A 17,548-nucleotide genomic window follows, 5' to 3' on the forward strand; every position below is an offset into this window, starting at 1 on the left:
GAGTTGCGCACTGTGCCATGATTTGTGCGGCCGCCGTGCTGCGCCAGATCACCGTTCGCATCGGTATGCACCTGTGATCATCTCGATACGTAATCCGCTAGCTGACTAGCGAAGTGGAGCAATGGCGCTCAGCCGTGGGGCGCTTCCGATATCTTGCTGTCCGGCTTGCCGATCGTCTGGCAGTACGTCGTCGCCGACAGGCGCGTCGCCGTGAGCTCTATACCGGTCGGATCAGTGCCGTTCTTGTCCTTGAGCATTTTGCTGATCTCTTCGTTTTGCTTCTTCTCGTCCTGCGTGGTGAAGTCCTTGCATTTTGTATCGCCACCGGTGTTGACGATCTGCGAGGCAGAGCACCCGCTGAACAAGAGCGCGGCGATCGCGATCGCAACGGCTGCAATTGGCTTCATCGTGGGGCCTTCCTGAATCGACGTGGTAACCACTTATACACCGATGCGCCTGATTACAAACGCGCTTCGCCTGTTCAGGGACGAACTTCGTTGATTCAGAAGGCTTTCACCCGAGCCGGGCTACATTTGCGCCCACACGATCTTGGTTTGCAGGTAGGTCTCGATACCCGCCTTGCCCGATTCGTACCCCCAACCGGATTGCTTGTATCCGCCAAAGGGCATGGAGTGGTCGAACTGCATCTGGCAGTTCAGCCCGACCGTTCCGGCCTTGAGCCGTTTGGCCAACCGGTGCGCCCGGCCGAGGTCGCGCGTCCATGCCGTCGCAGCCAACCCGTAGGTGCTGTTGTTGGCCAGGGCCACCGCTTCGTCGTCGTCGTCGAACGGCAGGATCGTGACCACGGGGCCGAAGATCTCCTCCTGGAATAGCCGGCTTGTGTCGGGGTCGACGTTGGTGACGACGGTCGGGTGCACGAAGTATCCCTTCCGATCCAGCCGGTGCCCGCCGGTGACCAGCTCGACGCCGTCGGCTTTGCCCTGGTCGAGGTAGCCCAAGACGCGGTTGAGCTGCTTTTGACTGATCAGCGGGCCGATCACGGCGCCCTCTTCCTTGGGGCCACCGAGTTGCATGGTGTTGGCCATGTTGGCGATCCCTTCCACGACCCGCTCGTAGACGCCACGCTGGGCGAACACGCGAGATCCGCACACACAGGCCTGGCCGGAGTGGATGAACGTGCCGAACGACGCCACCGTGATGGCCATATCCAGGTCCGCGTCATCGAAGATCAGCACCGGTGACTTGCCGCCGAGCTCCAGCGTGACCTTGTTGAGGTTGCTGCTGGCGGAGGCGTGCACGATTTCGCGGCCGACCTCGGTCGACCCGGTGAAGGCGACCTTTTCGACGTCGGGGTGCGCCGTGATCGCCGCACCCGCGGTGTGCCCGTAGCCCAGCAGTAAGTTGACGACGCCCTCCGGCACGCCGGCCTCGGCCAGGATCCGGTCCAACACGAGCGCCGACAGCGGGGTCTCCTCGGCGGGTTTGACCACGCTGCTGCAGCCCGCGGCCAGCGAGGGCGCCAGCTTGGCGCAGAAGTTGAACACTGGGCCGTTCCACGGGAAGATCAGCCCGACCACCCCGTAGGGCTCGCGCAGCGTGTAGACGTGCTGGTGCGATTCGATGCCGGTCAGCCCGCCGGTGTTCACGTCGCGTGCGATGCCGTCGATCTTGGTGCACCAGCCGGCGTAGTACCGGAACCATTCGGACCCGACTTTGGTGATGATCTGCGCCTGGGCCGGCGGGATGCCGGCGTTGACGGATTCCAGTTCGGCGAGGATGTTCGCGTTCTCGTCGATCAGGTCGGCGATCCGCCACAGCACCCGGGCCCGGTCGTAGTCGGCCATGCCCGACCACACCCCCGATTCGGCGGTCGCCTTCGCCCGCGCCACCGCCTCGTCGACGGCCTCGGGGCCGCAATCGGTGAACTCGGTGAGCTGCTCTTCGGTGGCGGGATCGATGACCGGAATTACCTCGCCGGTGCCCGGTCGTTTACGAATCTCGTCGAGCACATCCTGGACCGTCATAGGTCTCCCCTTCTCGCGTCATTGCGATGTCTTGGTTTCGGGGCGCCCGTTCTATCGGGGATCGCCAGGCCGTAGGTTATGCGCTTAACCAACGGATGTCCAGGCTACGTGGATGACCGCACGATCAGGTGAGCGACGTCGGTGGGCTGCGGAGCCGGCGGGGCCGGATAGCCCAGTTTGGCGAGGACAGCCGCGATGGCGGCGTCGGCCACCGCAACTGGGTTGAACTCCACCGTGGTCAGCGGCGGCGTGCTGAATTCCCCCACGGGATTGGCGTCCACGCCCATCACGGCGAGGTCGGCCGGGCAGCGCAGTCCCGCCTCACGAATGCCGTAGAGCACCAGGCAGGCGATCTCGTCGCTTTGCGCGCACACCGCGGTCACGCCGGCACTTACCCAGCGCGTCACGACGTCGGCCGCATTGTCGACGGTGACATCGTCGACGCTGATCGGCGGAAGTTTCTGCGCTCGCGCGGCGCGGGCAACACCCTCCAGCCAATAGTCGCCCAGCGCACGCCATTTGGCGATCGCGGTGTAAGCAAACGCGATCTTGCGGTGCCCACGGGAGACCAAGTGCTCGACGCGAAGCGCGCCGACCGACAAATGAGGATCACCGAGGGCGGGCAGCGTCCCGATCTCGATCAAGGGCACATTGGCGGCGTCCACCGCGCCGCGTGCATCCTCGCTCAGCGGGAACAGGCTGGTGACGGCAATCGGGTCGAGGCTGTCGACCGCGTCGATGACGTGCTGATCGTCCTCGGTCTCGAAGATCTGCACCTGCAGCAAACCGCGGCGGGCCAGTTCGGTGGTCATCCGGCTGCCCGCCTGCATCGGCATCTCGCCCACCGCCACCCGCGGCACCACATACAAGACCACCCCGCTCTTGCCGCTGGCGAGATTGCGCGCGGCGACGTGGGGCCGGTAGCCCAGCTGCTCAGCCGCCCGGTAGACCGCCTCGCGGGTGCGCGAGGAGATGCGCCGGCCTTCGGAATTGTTCAGGACATAGCTGACCGTCGCGGTCGACACGCTCGCCAGACGGGCCACGTCGGCGTGCGTGGGGCGCGCGGCTTTGGCTACATTCGGTGCCTCACCGTCCGGATCAGCCATGCCTCATCGTGGCACGCCGACATGCCATCCGGCACCACCGCGGGTTATGTTGCGCCCGATGAGATTCGTACTGGCCGGCTACGGGAGTCGCGGGGATATCGAGCCCTGCCTGGCCGTCGGCACAGAGTTAACGCGGCGCGGTCACGACGTCCGTATGGCGGTTCCGCCCGACATGCTCGGCTTCGCCGCGTCGGTGGGGCTTGCCACGGTCGCCTACGGGCAGGACACCCGGGAGCAGACCAACGCGGCCACGGATTTCCTTCGCCAGGTACAGAATCCGATCATTGCGTTGGCCGACGTTGCCGAGCGGGTTACCCGGGCCTGGTTGGACAAGAGCACGACGCTGACGTCCTTGGCCGACGGCGCCGACCTGCTCCTGGCGGGAATGAACGAGCAAGCTCTCGCCGCCAATGTCGCGGAGTACCAAGGCATTCCGCTGGCTGCGCTGCACTTCTTCCCGGCCCGGATATGGTCGTCGGGCCCGCTGTACGCGCCGATCACGAAGGCGGCCGAAGAGGCCCAACGCCGTGCGCTGGGGCTGGCGGAAGCGACAGGACGCATATCGCTGGAAATCCAGGCCTACGACCAGCTTTGTCTGCCCGGGCCGGCGACCGAATGGGTGGAACGCGACGACCGACGGCCCTTCGTCGGCGCGCTGACGCTGGGGTTGCCGACGGACGAGGACGACAAGGTCTTGTCCTGGATTGCGGCCGGAACGGCGCCGATCTACTTCGGCTTCGGCAGCACGCCGATCGCCTCCCCCGCCGACCTGGTCGACATGATCGGCGCGGCGTGCAGGCAGTTGGGCGAACGGGCGTTGATATGCGGGGGCGCCAACGACTTCAGCGATATTCCGCATCCCGAACACGTGCAGATCGTGCGCGCAGTGAATCACGCTGCCGTGCTTCCCGTCTGCCGCGCCGTCGTTCACCACGGGGGTGCCGGCACCACGGCCGCCGGCGTGCGGGCGGGAATTCCGACATTGATCCTCTGGCACTGGCTGGATCAGCCCATGTGGGCAGCTGGTGTCGAACAGCTGAAAATTGGCTTGGCGCGCCAGTTTTCATCCACCACCAAGGAATCGCTGGTCGCGGACCTGCGTGCCGTCCTCACGCCGCAATACGCCAGCCGGGCTGCCGAGGTGGCCAGCCAGATGAGCACGCCTGCCGAAAGCGTCGCCCGGGCCGCCGATCTCCTGGAACGCGCTGCCCGCCAGCATTAGACGGGCCACACTTCGCGTCGCCATGCGGCGTCGAAGAACATCCACTCGTAGCGTGCGGCGGTGGCGAAATGCTCCCGCGCGCGAGCCTCTTCGGCGGCACCCAACGTCGCGCCGACCCCGTCGGCCAGGGTCAGCACCTCGTCAACCAAGGTCTGATACTGCTCGTCGGCATACGTGTCGATCCACCGTTGATAGCGCGGGTCCGGCGAGCCCCGGGTGACCAGCTCCGTACCCACCTCGGCGTAGATCCAGTAACACGGCAACACCGCCGCCAGCCCGTCGGCGAAGCTGCCGCCGTACCCGGTGGCCAGCAGATAACTGGTGTAGACGCGGGTCGTCGGCGCAACCGGAACGGTATCGGGGTTGTCGATGCCGAGTTCGGGCAGCAGCGATTCGTGCAGCGCCAGTTCGACGTCGACGGTGGCGGCGGCGTGCCGCGCGAACATGCCGACGCCCGCCAGGGTGGGCGCCTTGCTGCCGACGACCGCCAGCGTCCGCGCGAAATCATTTAAGTAGTACGCGTCCTGCACCACGTAGTGGGCGAAAGCCGCCGGGTCGAGCCGGCCGTCGGTGAGGCCGGCCAGGAATGGGTGATCCCGGATCGCGGCGTATATGCCGGCTGCCTCGGCCCACAGTCGTCCGGTCCAGCCATCTCGCCTCACTCCTGCGATGATTCCAGGTGTGCACCGCAGCGATGTCGGGGTGATCGGCGCCGGAATTGTCGGGTTGGCCACCGCCGCCGCGCTGACCGAGCGCGGGGTTTCGGTGACCGTCTACGAGCGCGGCGTGCCAGGGCAGGGTCAATCGGGCGGCCAGTCACGCATCTTCCGGCATGCCCACGACGATCCCCGCCTGGTTGCCCTCGCCAAGTCGAGCCGGCTGATCTGGGACGAGTGGGGCGATCGGTTCGGGGTCGAATTGGTCTCTGGGGACGGCGTGGTGGCGATGGGGCCGTCCGCCGAGCGCCGCCTCGACGTCATGCACGACGTGGGTGGGCTCGCCGTTAGCCGCATCGACGCCGGCGAGCTGCGCGAGCGGCTGCCCATTCTCGGCGACTTCGACGGTGCCGCGGTTCTCGACGAGCGCGGCGGCTCGATTCGCACGACGGCGGCGATCGCTGCGCTCACCGCCGCGCTCCCCGGCGAGTTGGTTGCTGACGAGGTGTTACTCGTGCGCCCCACGCCGGACGGCACGGTCGAGGTTCGCGCCGGCGGTGTGACCGCCGAACACGGCAGCGTGGTGGTGTGCGCCGGGCGCGGCACCGCTGCGCTTGCCCGCGGGGTCGGGCTGGCCTTGCCGGTCCGCACCGGCGCCCATGTGCGCCTGACCTATGACGTCCGTGGCGGACCACCGCCCACGCTGGCATGCCTGCAGGACGGCAGCGGCGCATTCGGGGAGACCGGCATCTACGCGGCGGCGGAGCCCGGCAACGGCCGTTACGCCGTCGGGCTCAGCGACTATGTCGATGCGCCCGACGGTGGCCTGCTGGATCCGGCGGCCCTGGCCCAGCTTGCGGAGCGGGCAACCGGTTACGTCGAACGTGCTCTGCCCGGCCTTGATCCCAGGCCCGTCGACGTCCGGCATTGCTGGGTCACCGAATTGCCCTGGGGCTCAGACGGTGTGGGCGTCTGGGAGGCCGACGGGATGTATTTCGTTGCAGGACATAATCTTTACAAGCACGCACCGGCGCTCGGCCGCGCGCTTGCGGCCGCAGCGACGGGTGACGGCCTGCTCGACGAGCTGCGGCCCGACGCCAAGCTGGGCGCCCGCTGAGCCCGGGCTATCGGCTGCGGATCCAGCGCGGTAGCCCGAATGACCGGAGCACATTGTTTTCGAAGCGGGTCATCGCGCAGATCCGCTCGCCGGCAAGTGTCAGGACATAGAGGCCCACGCCGTGGCTGATGCCGTTGCCGCCGCGCAAGTAGGCCCCGAACGCCGGCTGTCCATTTGCGCGCGTCGGCACCAGGTCGAACCTCCGCTCGGAGCGGAAGATGCTGGCGCAGAACGACGTAACGACGCCGCGGCCTTCATACTCGAACGGCATCGGTGGCATCGAGACAAAAACGTCGTCGGTCAGAAGCTCCACCAGCGCCTCGAGATCGGCTGACTCCCAGGCACGGACGAATTTCGCGACGACCGCATCCTCCGCGGCCGAGTGCGCCGCCGGAGGTGGTTCGCGATCACCCCCGAGCTGTCGACGGCGCAGACCGGCGCGCGCCCGCTTGAGTGCGCTGTTGGCGGCGTCGACGGTCGAGTCCAGCATCTGGGCCACCTCGCCCGCCCCGAATCCGAGGACGTCGCGCAGGATCAGCACAGCGACCTGCCGGGGCGGCAGCGACTGAAGGGCGGTCACGAACGCCAACGAAATCGATTCCCTCTGCTCGTACTGGGCTTCGGGGCTGCCCGCCACATCGAAGTCGAGCATGACGTCCGGCAGCGGCTCAAGCCAGACGATCTCGCCCAGCCGGGTCGGTTCGGGCGGCACGACACCGGGCACGTTCCACTCCTTGGCCGGGCGCCGGGAAGCAGACCGGCGCATGTTCAGGCATCGGTTGGTGGCGATCCGGTAGAGCCAAGTGCGAAACGAGGACCGTTCCTGGAAACCTGCCAGGGCTTGCCAGGCGGCAACCAGCGTGTCCTGAAGCGCATCCTCGGCATCCTGGAAGGAGCCGAGCATCCGGTAGCAGTGCACCAACAGCTCTCGGCGGTGCGGCTCGGTCACCTCGCGGAATGCATCGCGGTCACCGGCTCGGGCCATGGACATCAGGTCGTCGCGCACCACCCGCATGACCTCCGTCCCGCCGCTCGCCAGCTACTTCTACCTCGTATGGACACCGGCCGAGAGGTGAATTGGGCGATCGGGCGGCGCCCAACACCCCGATCTCGCGGTGTCTACATCGGTAGTCGGACAAACCCAGCAGAAGGAGGCGCCCCCAATGGGAAAGCTCGTCATGAGCGAGTTCGTCTCGCTCGACGGGGTCATCCAGGACCCTGACGGACAAGAAGGCTTCGTAGTCGGCGGCTGGGTCGGCAAGGTCTTGGATCACGACGAGCTCAGCAAGGTCAAGTTCGACGAGGCGCTGGCTGCCGAGGCCCTGCTGTTCGGGCGGCGAAGCTACGAGTGGTTCGCGCAGCGGTGGCCACGGCGGCGTGGTGATTTGGCAGACCGGCTGAACAGCTTGCCCAAACACGTCGTGTCGTCGACCTTGCACGATCCGGAATGGACCAACACCAGCGTGCTCAGGGGTGAAGTGGCGAAAGCGGTCTCGAAGCTGAAGCAAGAAGTCGCCGGGGACATCGTCGTCTATGCCAGTTTCCAGCTCTTGCACACGCTGCTCGCGCACGACCTCGTCGACGAGATGCGGCTGACAATCGTGCCGGTGGTCCTCGGTGCCGGAGAGCGGCTCTTCACACGGATCGGAGACCCAAAACCCATGCGCCTCACCGGCATCCGGACCGTCGACGACCAGATGGTCCTGTTGACCTACCGGCCCGCTCGTAACACCTTGACTACGGCACGCCCAGTGCGCCGCTGAGATATTCGGCGCGGCAGGCCCGGCGGGCCAGCTTGCCGCTGGTGGTGCGAGGGATTGCACCGGCGGGAACGATGCGCACGTCGGAGACGGTCAGGCCGTGCCGGTGTGTCACCGCTTTCCGGATGGCCTCGATTGCCGGCTGCGGATCACCGCGCCCGGTGCCCGCCGCGCGTTCGGCGATGATCACCAAACGAGTGGCGCTGTCGTCGTCGTTCGCCGGCACAGTGAAGGCCACCACGTAACCTTTCCGCACCGTCGGCGACGCCTCGGCAGCGGTGGCTTCGATGTCCTGCGGATAGTGGTTGCGGCCGTCGACGGTCACCAGATCGACGATTCGGCCGATGACGTAGAGCTCCCCGTCGAGATACATGCCCAGATCCCCGCTGCGCAGCCAGGTGCCGTCGTCGCGTGAGCCGTCGGCGTGGCTGCCTTGTGGAAGCCGGGCCCGCAGGGTGGCACCGAAGGCCGCCCGCGTTTCGTCGGGTCGTCCCCAGTAACCCCGGCCGATGTTGTTGCCCTGCAACCAGATTTCGCCCACTTCACCGTCGGGCAGTTCCTCGCCGGTGTCCGGGTTGACGATCACGGCCCACTGGCTGCGGGCGATCCGGCCGCAGGACACCTGCGCCACCGCGTTGGGCGCGTCTGCCGCGACTCGCACGGCATGACCGGCGCCCAATTGCTCGCGGTCGAGATACACCACCGACGCTTGCGTATCCGGATCGGTGGTCGAGATGAACAACGTTGCCTCCGCCATCCCGTACGAGGGCTTGAACGCGGTGCGCGGTAATCCGTACGGCGCGAACGCCTCGTTGAACGCGGTCATCGCCTCGATGCTGACCGGTTCGGAGCCGATGATCAGCACGACGTTGCTCAGGTCGACGTCCTCGCCCGGGGCGGGCAAGCCGCGCTGTGCGGTCCACTCGTAGGCGAAGTTCGGCGCCGCGGTGACCACTCGGCTGTGCCGCGACTCGGCCGACATCGCATGAATCCAGCGCTGCGGCCGACGGACAAACGCAGTCGGCGACATCAGTGTCGAGTGCCCGCCGTACACCGCCGGGAAGCCGATCATCGAGAGGCCCATGTCGTGGTAGAGCGGTAACCAGCTGACGCCGTGGGTGTTTCGGTCCAAGAGGTCGATCGACAGGATCATCTGTATCAGGTTTGTGCCCACCGCCCGGTGTGTGACCTCGACGCCAACCGGCGGCCGCGTCGACCCGGACGTGTACTGCAGGTGCGAAATGGCGTCGATTTCGAGGCTGACAGGAACGAACGCCTCGGCCGCCGAGTCGGGTATCTGATCGATGACCAGCACTTGCGGATGTTGGCCGCGCGGAAGCGTCGCCAGAAACGCCTCGACGGAGTCGGTCGCCGCGGCTGTCGTCAGGACCACGGTCGGCCGGGCGTCGCGAAGCGCGATGTCGAGGCGTTCGGCATGGCCGGGAAGTTCCGGCGCGAACAACGGCACCGCGATGGTTCCCGCCTTGACCGCGGCGTAGAACCCGGCCACGTAGTCGAGGCCCTGCGGCGCGAGGACGGCCACCCGGTCGCCCTGGTCGGCGGCTTGTTGCAGGCGTGCACCAATGGCTCGCAGTCGCACACCGAATTGAGTCCAGGTCAGTTCGACGGCCTGTCCCTCATTCGAGCGGGTGTAGTCGAGGTAGCGGTACGCGACCGCGTCCCCGACGTTGGCGATGTTGCGGTCGATCAGCGAAATCAGGTTGACATCCGCCGGCAGCGCGATGCCGCCATCGGCGTCCAGGCAGTCCTCGATCTGCAGCAAGCCCTGACCGGTCACGGATTGCCGCGGGATGCCTCGACCCATACCAGCAGTTTATTGACGCACAGCCACTTTGAGCTCGCTCAGGGGAAGCCGTGGCGCGAATCACCGCCGCGCTTCGACGAAATAGCCTCGCGGCACATCCGGCACATCCATCGGCGTGACGGGCGCGTACCACCGGTTCCATTTATTGCCCGGCTCGGCGACGTCGGTCACGGTGGCAGACCAGCCCAGGCGGCCGGCCAACTCGGCGGGCTGGTCGGTGGCGAACAGCCACGGCGAACCTTGTTGCGCCATAGCCTCGCGAACCGGCGCCATCATCGGCGAGTCCAGCAGGGTCTTGCCGACCACGTCATACAGCAACACAGAATTGGGCGCAGACAACGCGTGCACGCGCTCGAACAGTGTGCGCACGGCGGTTTCGTCGAGGTATTGCAGCAGGCCTTCGATCAACCAGGCCGTCGGCGTCTCCGGATCGAAGCCCGCCGACTGCAGGGCGCCGGGCCAATCGTCGGCCAGGTCGACGCCGACGGCCACCCGCCGACAGCGCGGCTGGTCGTCGGCAAGCAGTTCCGCTTTGGCCGCGATCACCTCGGGCTGGTCCACCTCGTAGACCGTCGTGTCGTCCGGCCAGGGCAATCGGTAGGCGCGGGCATCCATTCCCGCCGCCAGGATGACGACCTGCCTGGCCTCCCGCGCGGCCCGCAGCACGGCCTCGTCCCAGAACCGGGTGCGGACCACGATCTGCATGGTGGACTGTTCACCGGATGCGGCAAGCGCTGCTTCGAGCAGCTTGCGCCCCGTCTCCCCCGCCAATTTGGCTGCGAACGGATCGCTGAAAAGCCTGTCGTCGCGGGTGGATTCGTCGGCGCGGATGGCTGCTACCAATAGCGCCGTATCGGCCACTGCCTTGCGTGTGGTGTCCATGCGGCAATCATCTGGGTTTGACCGTTGTCTGGCTTGTAAATTTTGGTCCGGCGAGTTCGACGTGGCTGGGCAACCAGGACCGGCGGTGCGCGTACTGGCTGGGGGACAGCGCAGTGAAGGACCGAAACTCGCGCACGAAGTGCGCCTGATCGAAGTAGCCCAGATCGGCCGCAATAGTCGCGCCCCGCGCCTCGCCGGCATTGAGCCGTTTCAGAGCGGCCTGCAATCGTCGCACCCGCAGATATGCCTTCGGCGCCAGACCTACCTCCGTGCGAAACAGAGCTGTGAGCCGCTTCGGTGAAAGTCCGGTCAGCTCAAGGACATTGGCGACCCGCAGCGACGGGTTGTGCTCGACTCGGCCCAGCACGGCGGCCAGACCCGGATGGTGCTGACGACCGTCACACAGCATGCAACCCAGCAGGAACGACTCCAACAATGCAATCCGGGACACTGCCGAGGAAGCCTCGACCAGCCGCTCCCGCAACACCGTTGCGTCGTTTCCCCACAGCTCGGACAGACCGATGCAGGAATTCTCCAACTCCCCCAACGGGATTCCCGTGAACGGTAGCGCACCACCGGGCCGGAAGTGGACCGTCATGACCGTCTGTGCGGCGTCGATGCGGGTCACATACGAGGCGACGCCGGCGCCGGCGATGAACGCCGGCGGCACGTCCAGCCTGGTGTGGCCGTCGGCGGCATAGAAGTCGACCCACGAGCGGCCACTGACATCGACGACGATGGTGGCCGCTCCGCGTGGCAGCGCCCGACTCCGGTGCGGGCCGCCCGTGTCGCGCGCCCAGTACCCGAAGTAGTCGAGGTAGTCGGTCAGGGGCGGCCGGGGCCGATGCAGCTGCGGTCCGGCGGTCATCAACCGTCTATCTGCCCGGAGATTCCGCGCTCGATGCTCGCCTGAGTCGAGGCCGGCAACACGATGAGACCGTCGAGCTCCTTGCGGGCAACGTCGTAGGCGTTCTGGCGCTCCTGTGGCGTCGCGGCGGCGTCCGATGCCACCCGCAACAGGTTTTCGGCGCGCGCAATGCGCTGCTGCTCGTCTCGGGAAAAGTTGTTGCGGCGCAGGCGTTTTGCCTCTGCTTCGGCGATATTGAACGCGGTCACGTAGTCTTCGACAGCGGCCAGGTAGCGGCCGGCCGTGTCGCTGTCGTCGAGCAGATCCTCGGCTTTGGCCGGTCGCAGCAGATCAGCCCGAAGCTTCGCCTTGTGGAATGCGATCGTCAGCGGGTGGCGCATGTCGGTCATGAGTGGGAATTCCAGAAGCTTGGCGAAGTCCAGTTCGTATTCCAGCCAGCGCGTATCCGTTCGGTCGTGCTCCGCTATGACCCGGGTCAGCGACCGCCACCGGGCTGCCGGGTTGGCAGTGCCGGGTTCCCTAGGCTCTGGCCGGCCGCCTTGTTCTCGTGCCCGGGTGAACGCTTTGACCGCCGCAATGATCATCCCGGCCAGCGGCAGCGCCAGAATGAGGAACTCGGCCAACCGGAACAGCAAACCCACATGGCCAGGATGCCACCGACGTCACAACGGCGACTCGTGCATGACCAGAGTGATGAAGACGTAGGCCATGCACATGAGCAGGTTCAGGGAGGCCAGCACCAGACCGACGACGATCAGCCAATGGATGACGTCGCGTCGCCTGCGCTTCAACCTCGCATGACGCTGCTCGCGCATGAGCTCGGTCGCGGCGAGCGCAAAGTTGACGTCGACCAGTTCGTCGGAGAGGAAGGGCGCACCGGCGGCGATCTCCTGGAGCCGCGACGCCGGAATTCCGACGCCGACCCCGGCGAAACGCCGACTCATCCGTCGAGCCCGTCTGCGGCTGAGTGACGCGTGTCCCCCGTCCCACAGGTTGGACGAGGCCGTCATAGCGATCACTTTAATGCGACAGGGCCGTCGCGGAACAGCCGTAGTGGCCGCGTCGGCTGGTCAGCCCCGACGCTCGCGGACCTTGTAGGTCGCCGGCCACGATTTTTTGGAGTCGTCCCCCACCAACGGTGTCCCCAATCCCCCGACTTTGATGTCGTAGGCCTCCTTGCCGGCGCCGACTTCACGCTTGACGTGTTCTTGAGCCAGGTAATACAGCTCGTCGATCGTCGCTTCGTCATAGGCCACGAACGTCGTCTTACGCGCGACATCGCCGGACACGCTGGTCATTCTGGTGAACAGGATGTTCGACGCAATGGCCGCCAGCGCCAAGAGCGTGAGCGGGACGACCCAGTACCAGACGAAGGACAAGGGCCGCGTCGAGTCGACAATCGTGGCGTCTGCCGAGACAAGCGACGGGAGCACTGTCGACACCGTCATGGCGGCGAACACCGCAACCCACATCCAGGTGAGCAGCGCGCCGGCCCGGCCGAATGCCGCGGTTGTCACCGCGTCGGCAGACTGGTCTACTCGGACGGCCTCGGCGACGAGCGGCTTGCCGATCAGCACTCCGGCCAGCGCTACGGCGAACAGTGCTGCGTTGCTCAGCGGCTGCAGCCATCGCTCATCGAAAGACTGGCTCATCGTGAACGTGAGAGCCGCTAGCACCACAAACGTTCCGACAGCCCCGATTTCAAGCGTGCCTCCAGGGCCTCTTGCTGCCCGCCCGAGCGCCCAGCCGGCGACGGCGACCGCCAATGCGACCAACGCCGAAACGGCGAACGGGACGTTGGCGACAAGTACCCAATAGACGATCCACGGCGCGAGGCCGACCAGAATTCCCACGATGGGTCAGTGTATGGCGGCTCCTGATGAGCGGCGCCGCGTCCGCGCTCGGCTATCGTTGGTGGGGTTCGAACTCTTTACCCGGGAGGGCGATTGTCGATGCGATACAACCCTCCGCCGAACTGGCCCATGCCGCCCGAGGGTTGGGTGCCGCCACCCGACTGGTCGCCGGATCCGTCCTGGCCACCGCCGCCGAAAGGCTGGAAGCTCTGGGTCGAAGATCCCGCCGACTCGCAGAAGACCAAGTCCCGGCTGGAACGACTTCAACGCAGCGACGACGTGGAGTACTTCGGCAATGACCGGGCGTGGTCCGACGATTCGGAAGCGGGAGCGCCCGTCGACCAGCTGAGCGCTGAGCCGTTGCCGGCAGGGCCCACCGAAGTCGCACCCGAGGACGTCTCGGTGCACCATCTGGGGCATCGCGCGGCGATCCGGTGGGACGACGAGCGCAGATACGACCTGGGCACGATCGTCGCCGTGTCGGCCGATTCGGGGGCCATCAGCGTCAAACTCGCCGGGCTCGAAAAACCGGTTTCGTTCGCGCGCGACGAACCGCGCCGCGGCGCCAATCCCCGCCTCTACGTGTGGATTTGAGCGCCGGTCAGCCCGGCTCGCCAACCTTGACGAGCATCTTGCCGATGTTGGCCCCGGTGAAGAGACCGTTGAGGGCGTCGACGCACGACTCGATGCCCTCGTAGACGGTCTCGCGGTGCTTGAGCAGGCCTTGTTGCTCCCATTGCCGTAACGCGGCGAAGGCCTCGTCGAAGCGGCCCCACTCGTCGAGCGCGTTAAACCCTTGCATCAGCGCCGTTTTGGACAGCAGGTTGACGTAGTTCGCCGGGCCCGGATGCTCACCGGTCAGGTAGCTGGAGATGACGCCGCACAGCACGACTCGCGCCTTGGGCGCCAGCCGGCCCAGCACTGCGTCGAGGATCGGCCCGCCGACATTGTCGAAGTAGACGTCGACGCCCCGGGGACAGTGCTGCTTGAGTGCCGCCGGCAGGTCGCCCGCGCGGTAGTCGATGCATGCGTCGAACCCGAAGTCCTCCACCACCGCCCGGCACTTCTCGGGGCCGCCCGCAATACCGACCACCCGCGCGCCGGCGATCTTGGCGATCTGCCCCGCCACCGAGCCCGTGGCGCCCCCTGCGGCGGAGACCACCACCGTCTCGCCCGGCTGGGGCCGGCCGATACCGGTCATGCCGAAGTAAGCGGTAGCGCCGGTCGGGCCGTAGACCGACATCACCGCGAGTTGGTCGACGTCCGGCCCCGGGACTGGTGTGGTGAACACGTCGTCGCGCACGATCACGTACTCCTGAAAGCCCGTCAGCGTGGTCACCACGTCGCCGACGGCATAGGCGTCGCAGCGCGTCTTCACCACCTCGCCGATCCCGGCCGCCCGGATGACCTCGCCCAGCTGGACCGGCGGCAGATAGCCCGGCTGGTCGTTGAGCCACGTTCGGGCTGCGGCGTCGATTCCCACGTAGGTGGTGCGGACCAGCGCCTCGCCGTCAGCCGGTTCGGGCGCCGGCGAGCTGACAAGCTCGGTGTCCTCGGGCAGTACCAGACCGGTCGGGCGGCGGCGGAGCAGGATCTGGCGGTTGGTGAGGTCGGGCACGCTGCGAACCTACCCAAGGCGCAGCGCGACCCGTAAAAAGCCAGGATTTTCTTAGTGTTGCGGCGCTGACATCGGGGTACTGCCCCAGCGGTGAACGGTATTGCGGGGAGAGCACCCGATAGGTCTACTCGCTTGTACGCCAAAGGTTTTGCAGGCCCACGGCGATTTTGGTGGGCGGGCTTTATAGCGAACCCGATTGAGGCGGAACCGTGAAATCCGCGGCGCTTGCGGGTATCCGACGAAACAACAGGCAGGACAACCCGCCGGGGCTAGACTCGTGTCGTCTGGGGGGAATCGCGCTGAACAGGAGCGTAAAACCATGGCCACCACCATCGAAGCGGACACCGAGACCCGCACCCCGTTCGACGACGATGTCGCAGCCACCCAGCGGTACTTCGACAGCCCGCGCTTCGACGGCATCACTCGTCTTTACACCGCCCGCCAGGTCGTAGAGCAGCGCGGCACGATCCCCACCGACTACACCGTCGCCAGACGGGCAGCGGAGGCGTTCTACCAGCGCCTGCGCGAGCTGTTCGCCCAACGCAAGAGCATCACCACGTTCGGCCCCTATTCGCCGGGGCAGGCCGTGACCATGAAGCGGATGGGCATCGAGGGCATTTACCTCGGGGGTTGGGCGACGTCCGCGAAGGGTTCCACGACCGAGGACCCGGGGCCCGACCTGGCCAGCTACCCGCTGAGCCAGGTGCCGGAGGAGGCCGCCGGCCTGGTGCGCGCCCTGCTGACCGCCGACCGCAACCAGGAGTACCTGCGCCAGCGGATGAGCGAAGCCGAGCGGGCCGCCACCCCCGCCGTCGACTTCCGGCCGTTCATCATCGCCGACGCCGACACCGGCCACGGCGGCGATCCACATGTCCGCAACCTGATCCGCCGCTTCGTCGAGGCCGGCGTGCCCGGATATCACATCGAAGACCAGCGCCCCGGCACCAAGAAGTGCGGCCATCAGGGCGGCAAGGTCCTGGTGCCGTCCGACGAACAGATCAAGCGGCTCAACACCGCCCGCTTCCAGCTCGACGTGATGCGGGTGCCCGGGATCATCGTCGCGCGCACCGACGCCGAGGCGGGCAACCTGATCGACAGCCGCGCCGACGAGCGCGATCAGCCGTTCCTGCTCGGTGCCACCAACGTGAAGATTCCCTCGTACAAGGCGTGTTTCCTGGCGATGATGCGCCGCTTCTACGAGCTGGGGGTCAAGGAGCTCAACGGTCACCTGCTCTACGCGCTGCCCGACGGCGAGTACGCCGCCGCCGACGCCTGGCTGGAACGCCGCGGCATCGCCGACCTGATCGCCGAGGCGGCCGGTAAGTGGCAGCAGAACGGCACCCACCAATCGCTCGACGCCCTCTACGACAAGGTCGAGGCGCGCTTCGTCGACGTCTGGGAAGACGACGCGGGGTTGATGACCTACGGCGAGGCCGTGGCAGAGGTGCTCGAATTCGCCGAGAGTGAAGACGAAGCCCGCGACATGAGCGCCGCCGAATGGCGCGAGTTCGCTGCTACTGCCTCGCTTTACACAGCGCGGCAGAAGGCCAGGGAATTGGGCGCCGACGCCCGGTGGGACTGCGAGCTGGCGAAGACCCCCGAAGGCTATTACCAAGTGCGGGGCGGCATCCCGTATGCGATCGCCAAATCGCTTGCGGCAGCGCCGTTTGCGGACCTGTTGTGGATGGAGACCAAGACGGCGGACCTGGCCGACGCCCGGGAGTTCGCCGAGGCGATCCACGCCGTTTACCCGGACCAGATGCTCGCCTATAACCTCTCGCCGTCGTTCAACTGGGACACCACCGGCATGACCGACGAGGAGATGCGGGCCTTCCCAGAAGAACTCGGCAAGTTGGGGTTCGTCTTCAACTTCATCACCTACGGCGGCCACCAGATCGACGGCCTCGCCGCCGAAGAGTTCGCCACCTCGCTGCGCCAGGACGGCATGCTGGCGTTGGCCCGCCTGCAGCGCCAGCTGCGTCTGGTCGAATCGCCGTACCGCACACCGCAAACCCTGGTCGGCGGGCCGCGCAGCGACGCGGCGCTACTCGCCTCGTCGGGGCGCACGGCCACCACCAAGGCGATGGGCAAGGGCTCCACCCAGCACCAGCACCTCGTGCAGACCGAGGTGCCGAAGAAGCTGCTGGAGGAGTGGCTGGCGATGTGGAGCGAGCACTACCAGCTCGGCGAGAAGCTGCGTGTACAGCTGCGCCCGCAGCGCGCCGGCTCCGAGCTGCTCGAGCTGGTCATCTACCGAGAAGGAAGCGACGCCGAGGAGCGGCTCGCCAACGTGATCTTCGGCCAGTTCCAGGACCGGCGCGAGGTCAACATCCTGACGGTGCGCGACCAGAACACCTTCGAAGAGAAGCTGCGCCAGAAGCGCTTGATGACCTTGATCCATCTCTGGCTGGTGACCCGATTCAAGGCCGACTGGGTGCACTACGTCACGCCGACCGAGGACAACCTCTACCAGACCGAAAAGATGAAGTCGCACGGCATCTTCAGCGACGTTCACCAAGAGGTCGGCGAGATCATCGTCGCCGAGGTGAACCATCCGCGCATCGAAGAGCTGCTAGCGCCCGACCGTGAGGCGCTGTGGCGGCTGATCCGCAAGGAAGACTAGCCAGCGCGAGCAGACGCAGAATCGCACGCACGG

17 protein-coding genes are annotated in these 17,548 nt (G+C 66.6%); 5 read left to right on the forward strand and 12 right to left on the reverse strand.

What is annotated here, in order from left to right:
• Nucleotides 1-128: 128 nt before the first annotated feature.
• The 3 genes from AWC14_RS09540 to AWC14_RS09550 all read right to left on the reverse strand — a co-directional run bounded on the left by AWC14_RS09540 (nt 129) and on the right by AWC14_RS09550 (nt 3,091).
• On the reverse strand, nt 129-407 hold the full coding sequence (locus tag AWC14_RS09540; RefSeq protein WP_045375288.1) for a hypothetical protein: 279 nt from the start codon (nt 405-407) through the stop codon (nt 129-131).
• A gap of 120 nt (nt 408-527) precedes the next feature.
• Nucleotides 528-1,985, reverse strand: a complete 1,458-nt coding sequence (locus AWC14_RS09545) for an aldehyde dehydrogenase family protein (protein WP_057003230.1) — start codon at nt 1,983-1,985, stop codon at nt 528-530.
• A 104-nt stretch (nt 1,986-2,089) separates the two neighbouring features.
• Nucleotides 2,090-3,091, reverse strand: coding sequence for a LacI family DNA-binding transcriptional regulator (locus AWC14_RS09550; RefSeq protein ID WP_057003231.1), 1,002 nt, complete (start codon nt 3,089-3,091; stop codon nt 2,090-2,092).
• A gap of 58 nt (nt 3,092-3,149) precedes the next feature.
• Here AWC14_RS09550 and AWC14_RS09555 point away from each other — a divergent pair, with 58 nt between their 5' ends.
• Nucleotides 3,150-4,313, forward strand: coding sequence for a glycosyltransferase (locus AWC14_RS09555; protein ID WP_057003237.1), 1,164 nt, complete (start codon nt 3,150-3,152; stop codon nt 4,311-4,313).
• Here the strand turns inward: AWC14_RS09555 and tenA are convergent.
• On the reverse strand, nt 4,310-4,975 hold the full coding sequence (gene tenA, locus AWC14_RS09560) for a thiaminase II (protein WP_052425651.1): 666 nt from the start codon (nt 4,973-4,975) through the stop codon (nt 4,310-4,312). The two genes, AWC14_RS09555 and tenA, sit on opposite strands and share 4 nt — an antisense overlap.
• Before the next feature lie 7 nt (nt 4,976-4,982).
• On the opposite strand from tenA, the gene AWC14_RS09565 reads away from it, so the two are divergent.
• Nucleotides 4,983-6,086 (forward strand): NAD(P)/FAD-dependent oxidoreductase, encoded by a 1,104-nt coding sequence (locus AWC14_RS09565; protein ID WP_081968250.1) that lies wholly within the window; start codon nt 4,983-4,985, stop codon nt 6,084-6,086.
• Between the two features lie 7 nt (nt 6,087-6,093).
• Here the strand turns inward: AWC14_RS09565 and AWC14_RS09570 are convergent, their stop codons facing one another.
• Nucleotides 6,094-7,095, reverse strand: a complete 1,002-nt coding sequence (locus AWC14_RS09570) for a sigma-70 family RNA polymerase sigma factor (protein ID WP_142281647.1) — start codon at nt 7,093-7,095, stop codon at nt 6,094-6,096.
• A gap of 154 nt (nt 7,096-7,249) precedes the next feature.
• Here AWC14_RS09570 and AWC14_RS09575 point away from each other — a divergent pair, with 154 nt between their 5' ends.
• Nucleotides 7,250-7,849: a dihydrofolate reductase family protein gene (locus AWC14_RS09575; protein ID WP_045382677.1), complete on the forward strand. Its 600-nt coding sequence runs from the start codon at nt 7,250-7,252 to the stop codon at nt 7,847-7,849.
• Here the strand turns inward: AWC14_RS09575 and AWC14_RS09580 are convergent.
• Genes AWC14_RS09580 through AWC14_RS09605 form a run of 6 tightly spaced genes read right to left on the reverse strand, consistent with a single transcriptional unit; the run spans nt 7,824 to nt 13,274 of the window.
• The gene (locus AWC14_RS09580; protein WP_045382674.1) at nt 7,824-9,671 is read right to left on the reverse strand and encodes a fatty acyl-AMP ligase; all 1,848 of its coding nucleotides are present in this window, start codon (nt 9,669-9,671) and stop codon (nt 7,824-7,826) included. The genes AWC14_RS09575 and AWC14_RS09580 overlap by 26 nt on opposite strands.
• A gap of 60 nt (nt 9,672-9,731) precedes the next feature.
• Nucleotides 9,732-10,553, reverse strand: coding sequence for an SAM-dependent methyltransferase (locus AWC14_RS09585; RefSeq protein ID WP_045382671.1), 822 nt, complete (start codon nt 10,551-10,553; stop codon nt 9,732-9,734).
• Nucleotides 10,554-10,560: 7 nt separating this feature from the next.
• Entirely contained in the window at nt 10,561-11,421 is an 861-nt protein-coding gene (locus AWC14_RS09590; protein WP_045382668.1) for a helix-turn-helix domain-containing protein, read from the reverse strand.
• Nucleotides 11,421-12,062 carry a hypothetical protein gene (locus AWC14_RS09595; RefSeq protein WP_045382665.1) on the reverse strand — a complete coding sequence of 214 codons (642 nt, stop codon included), beginning with the start codon at nt 12,060-12,062 and terminating at the stop codon, nt 11,421-11,423. The genes AWC14_RS09590 and AWC14_RS09595 overlap by 1 nt, the downstream gene beginning before the upstream one ends.
• A 21-nt stretch (nt 12,063-12,083) precedes the next feature.
• Nucleotides 12,084-12,431 (reverse strand): hypothetical protein, encoded by a 348-nt coding sequence (locus AWC14_RS09600; protein WP_045382662.1) that lies wholly within the window; start codon nt 12,429-12,431, stop codon nt 12,084-12,086.
• A gap of 60 nt (nt 12,432-12,491) precedes the next feature.
• Nucleotides 12,492-13,274 carry a hypothetical protein gene (locus AWC14_RS09605; RefSeq protein ID WP_045382659.1) on the reverse strand — a complete coding sequence of 261 codons (783 nt, stop codon included), beginning with the start codon at nt 13,272-13,274 and terminating at the stop codon, nt 12,492-12,494.
• A 99-nt stretch (nt 13,275-13,373) separates the two neighbouring features.
• On the opposite strand from AWC14_RS09605, the gene AWC14_RS29530 reads away from it, so the two are divergent.
• Complete coding sequence (locus AWC14_RS29530) at nt 13,374-13,868, forward strand: hypothetical protein (protein ID WP_235215991.1); 495 nt, start codon at nt 13,374-13,376, stop codon at nt 13,866-13,868.
• 7 nt (nt 13,869-13,875) lie between these two features.
• On the opposite strand, the gene AWC14_RS09615 is transcribed toward AWC14_RS29530, so the two are convergent.
• Nucleotides 13,876-14,892 (reverse strand): NADP-dependent oxidoreductase, encoded by a 1,017-nt coding sequence (locus AWC14_RS09615; RefSeq protein ID WP_045382648.1) that lies wholly within the window; start codon nt 14,890-14,892, stop codon nt 13,876-13,878.
• Nucleotides 14,893-15,211: 319 nt separating this feature from the next.
• On the opposite strand from AWC14_RS09615, the gene aceA reads away from it, so the two are divergent.
• Nucleotides 15,212-17,515: an isocitrate lyase ICL2 gene (gene aceA / locus AWC14_RS09620; RefSeq protein ID WP_045382646.1), complete on the forward strand. Its 2,304-nt coding sequence runs from the start codon at nt 15,212-15,214 to the stop codon at nt 17,513-17,515.
• Nucleotides 17,516-17,548: the final 33 nt, after the last annotated feature.

Source organism: Mycobacterium kyorinense (genome assembly GCF_002101735.1).
GTDB classification, from domain to species: Bacteria; Actinomycetota; Actinomycetes; order Mycobacteriales; family Mycobacteriaceae; genus Mycobacterium; species Mycobacterium kyorinense.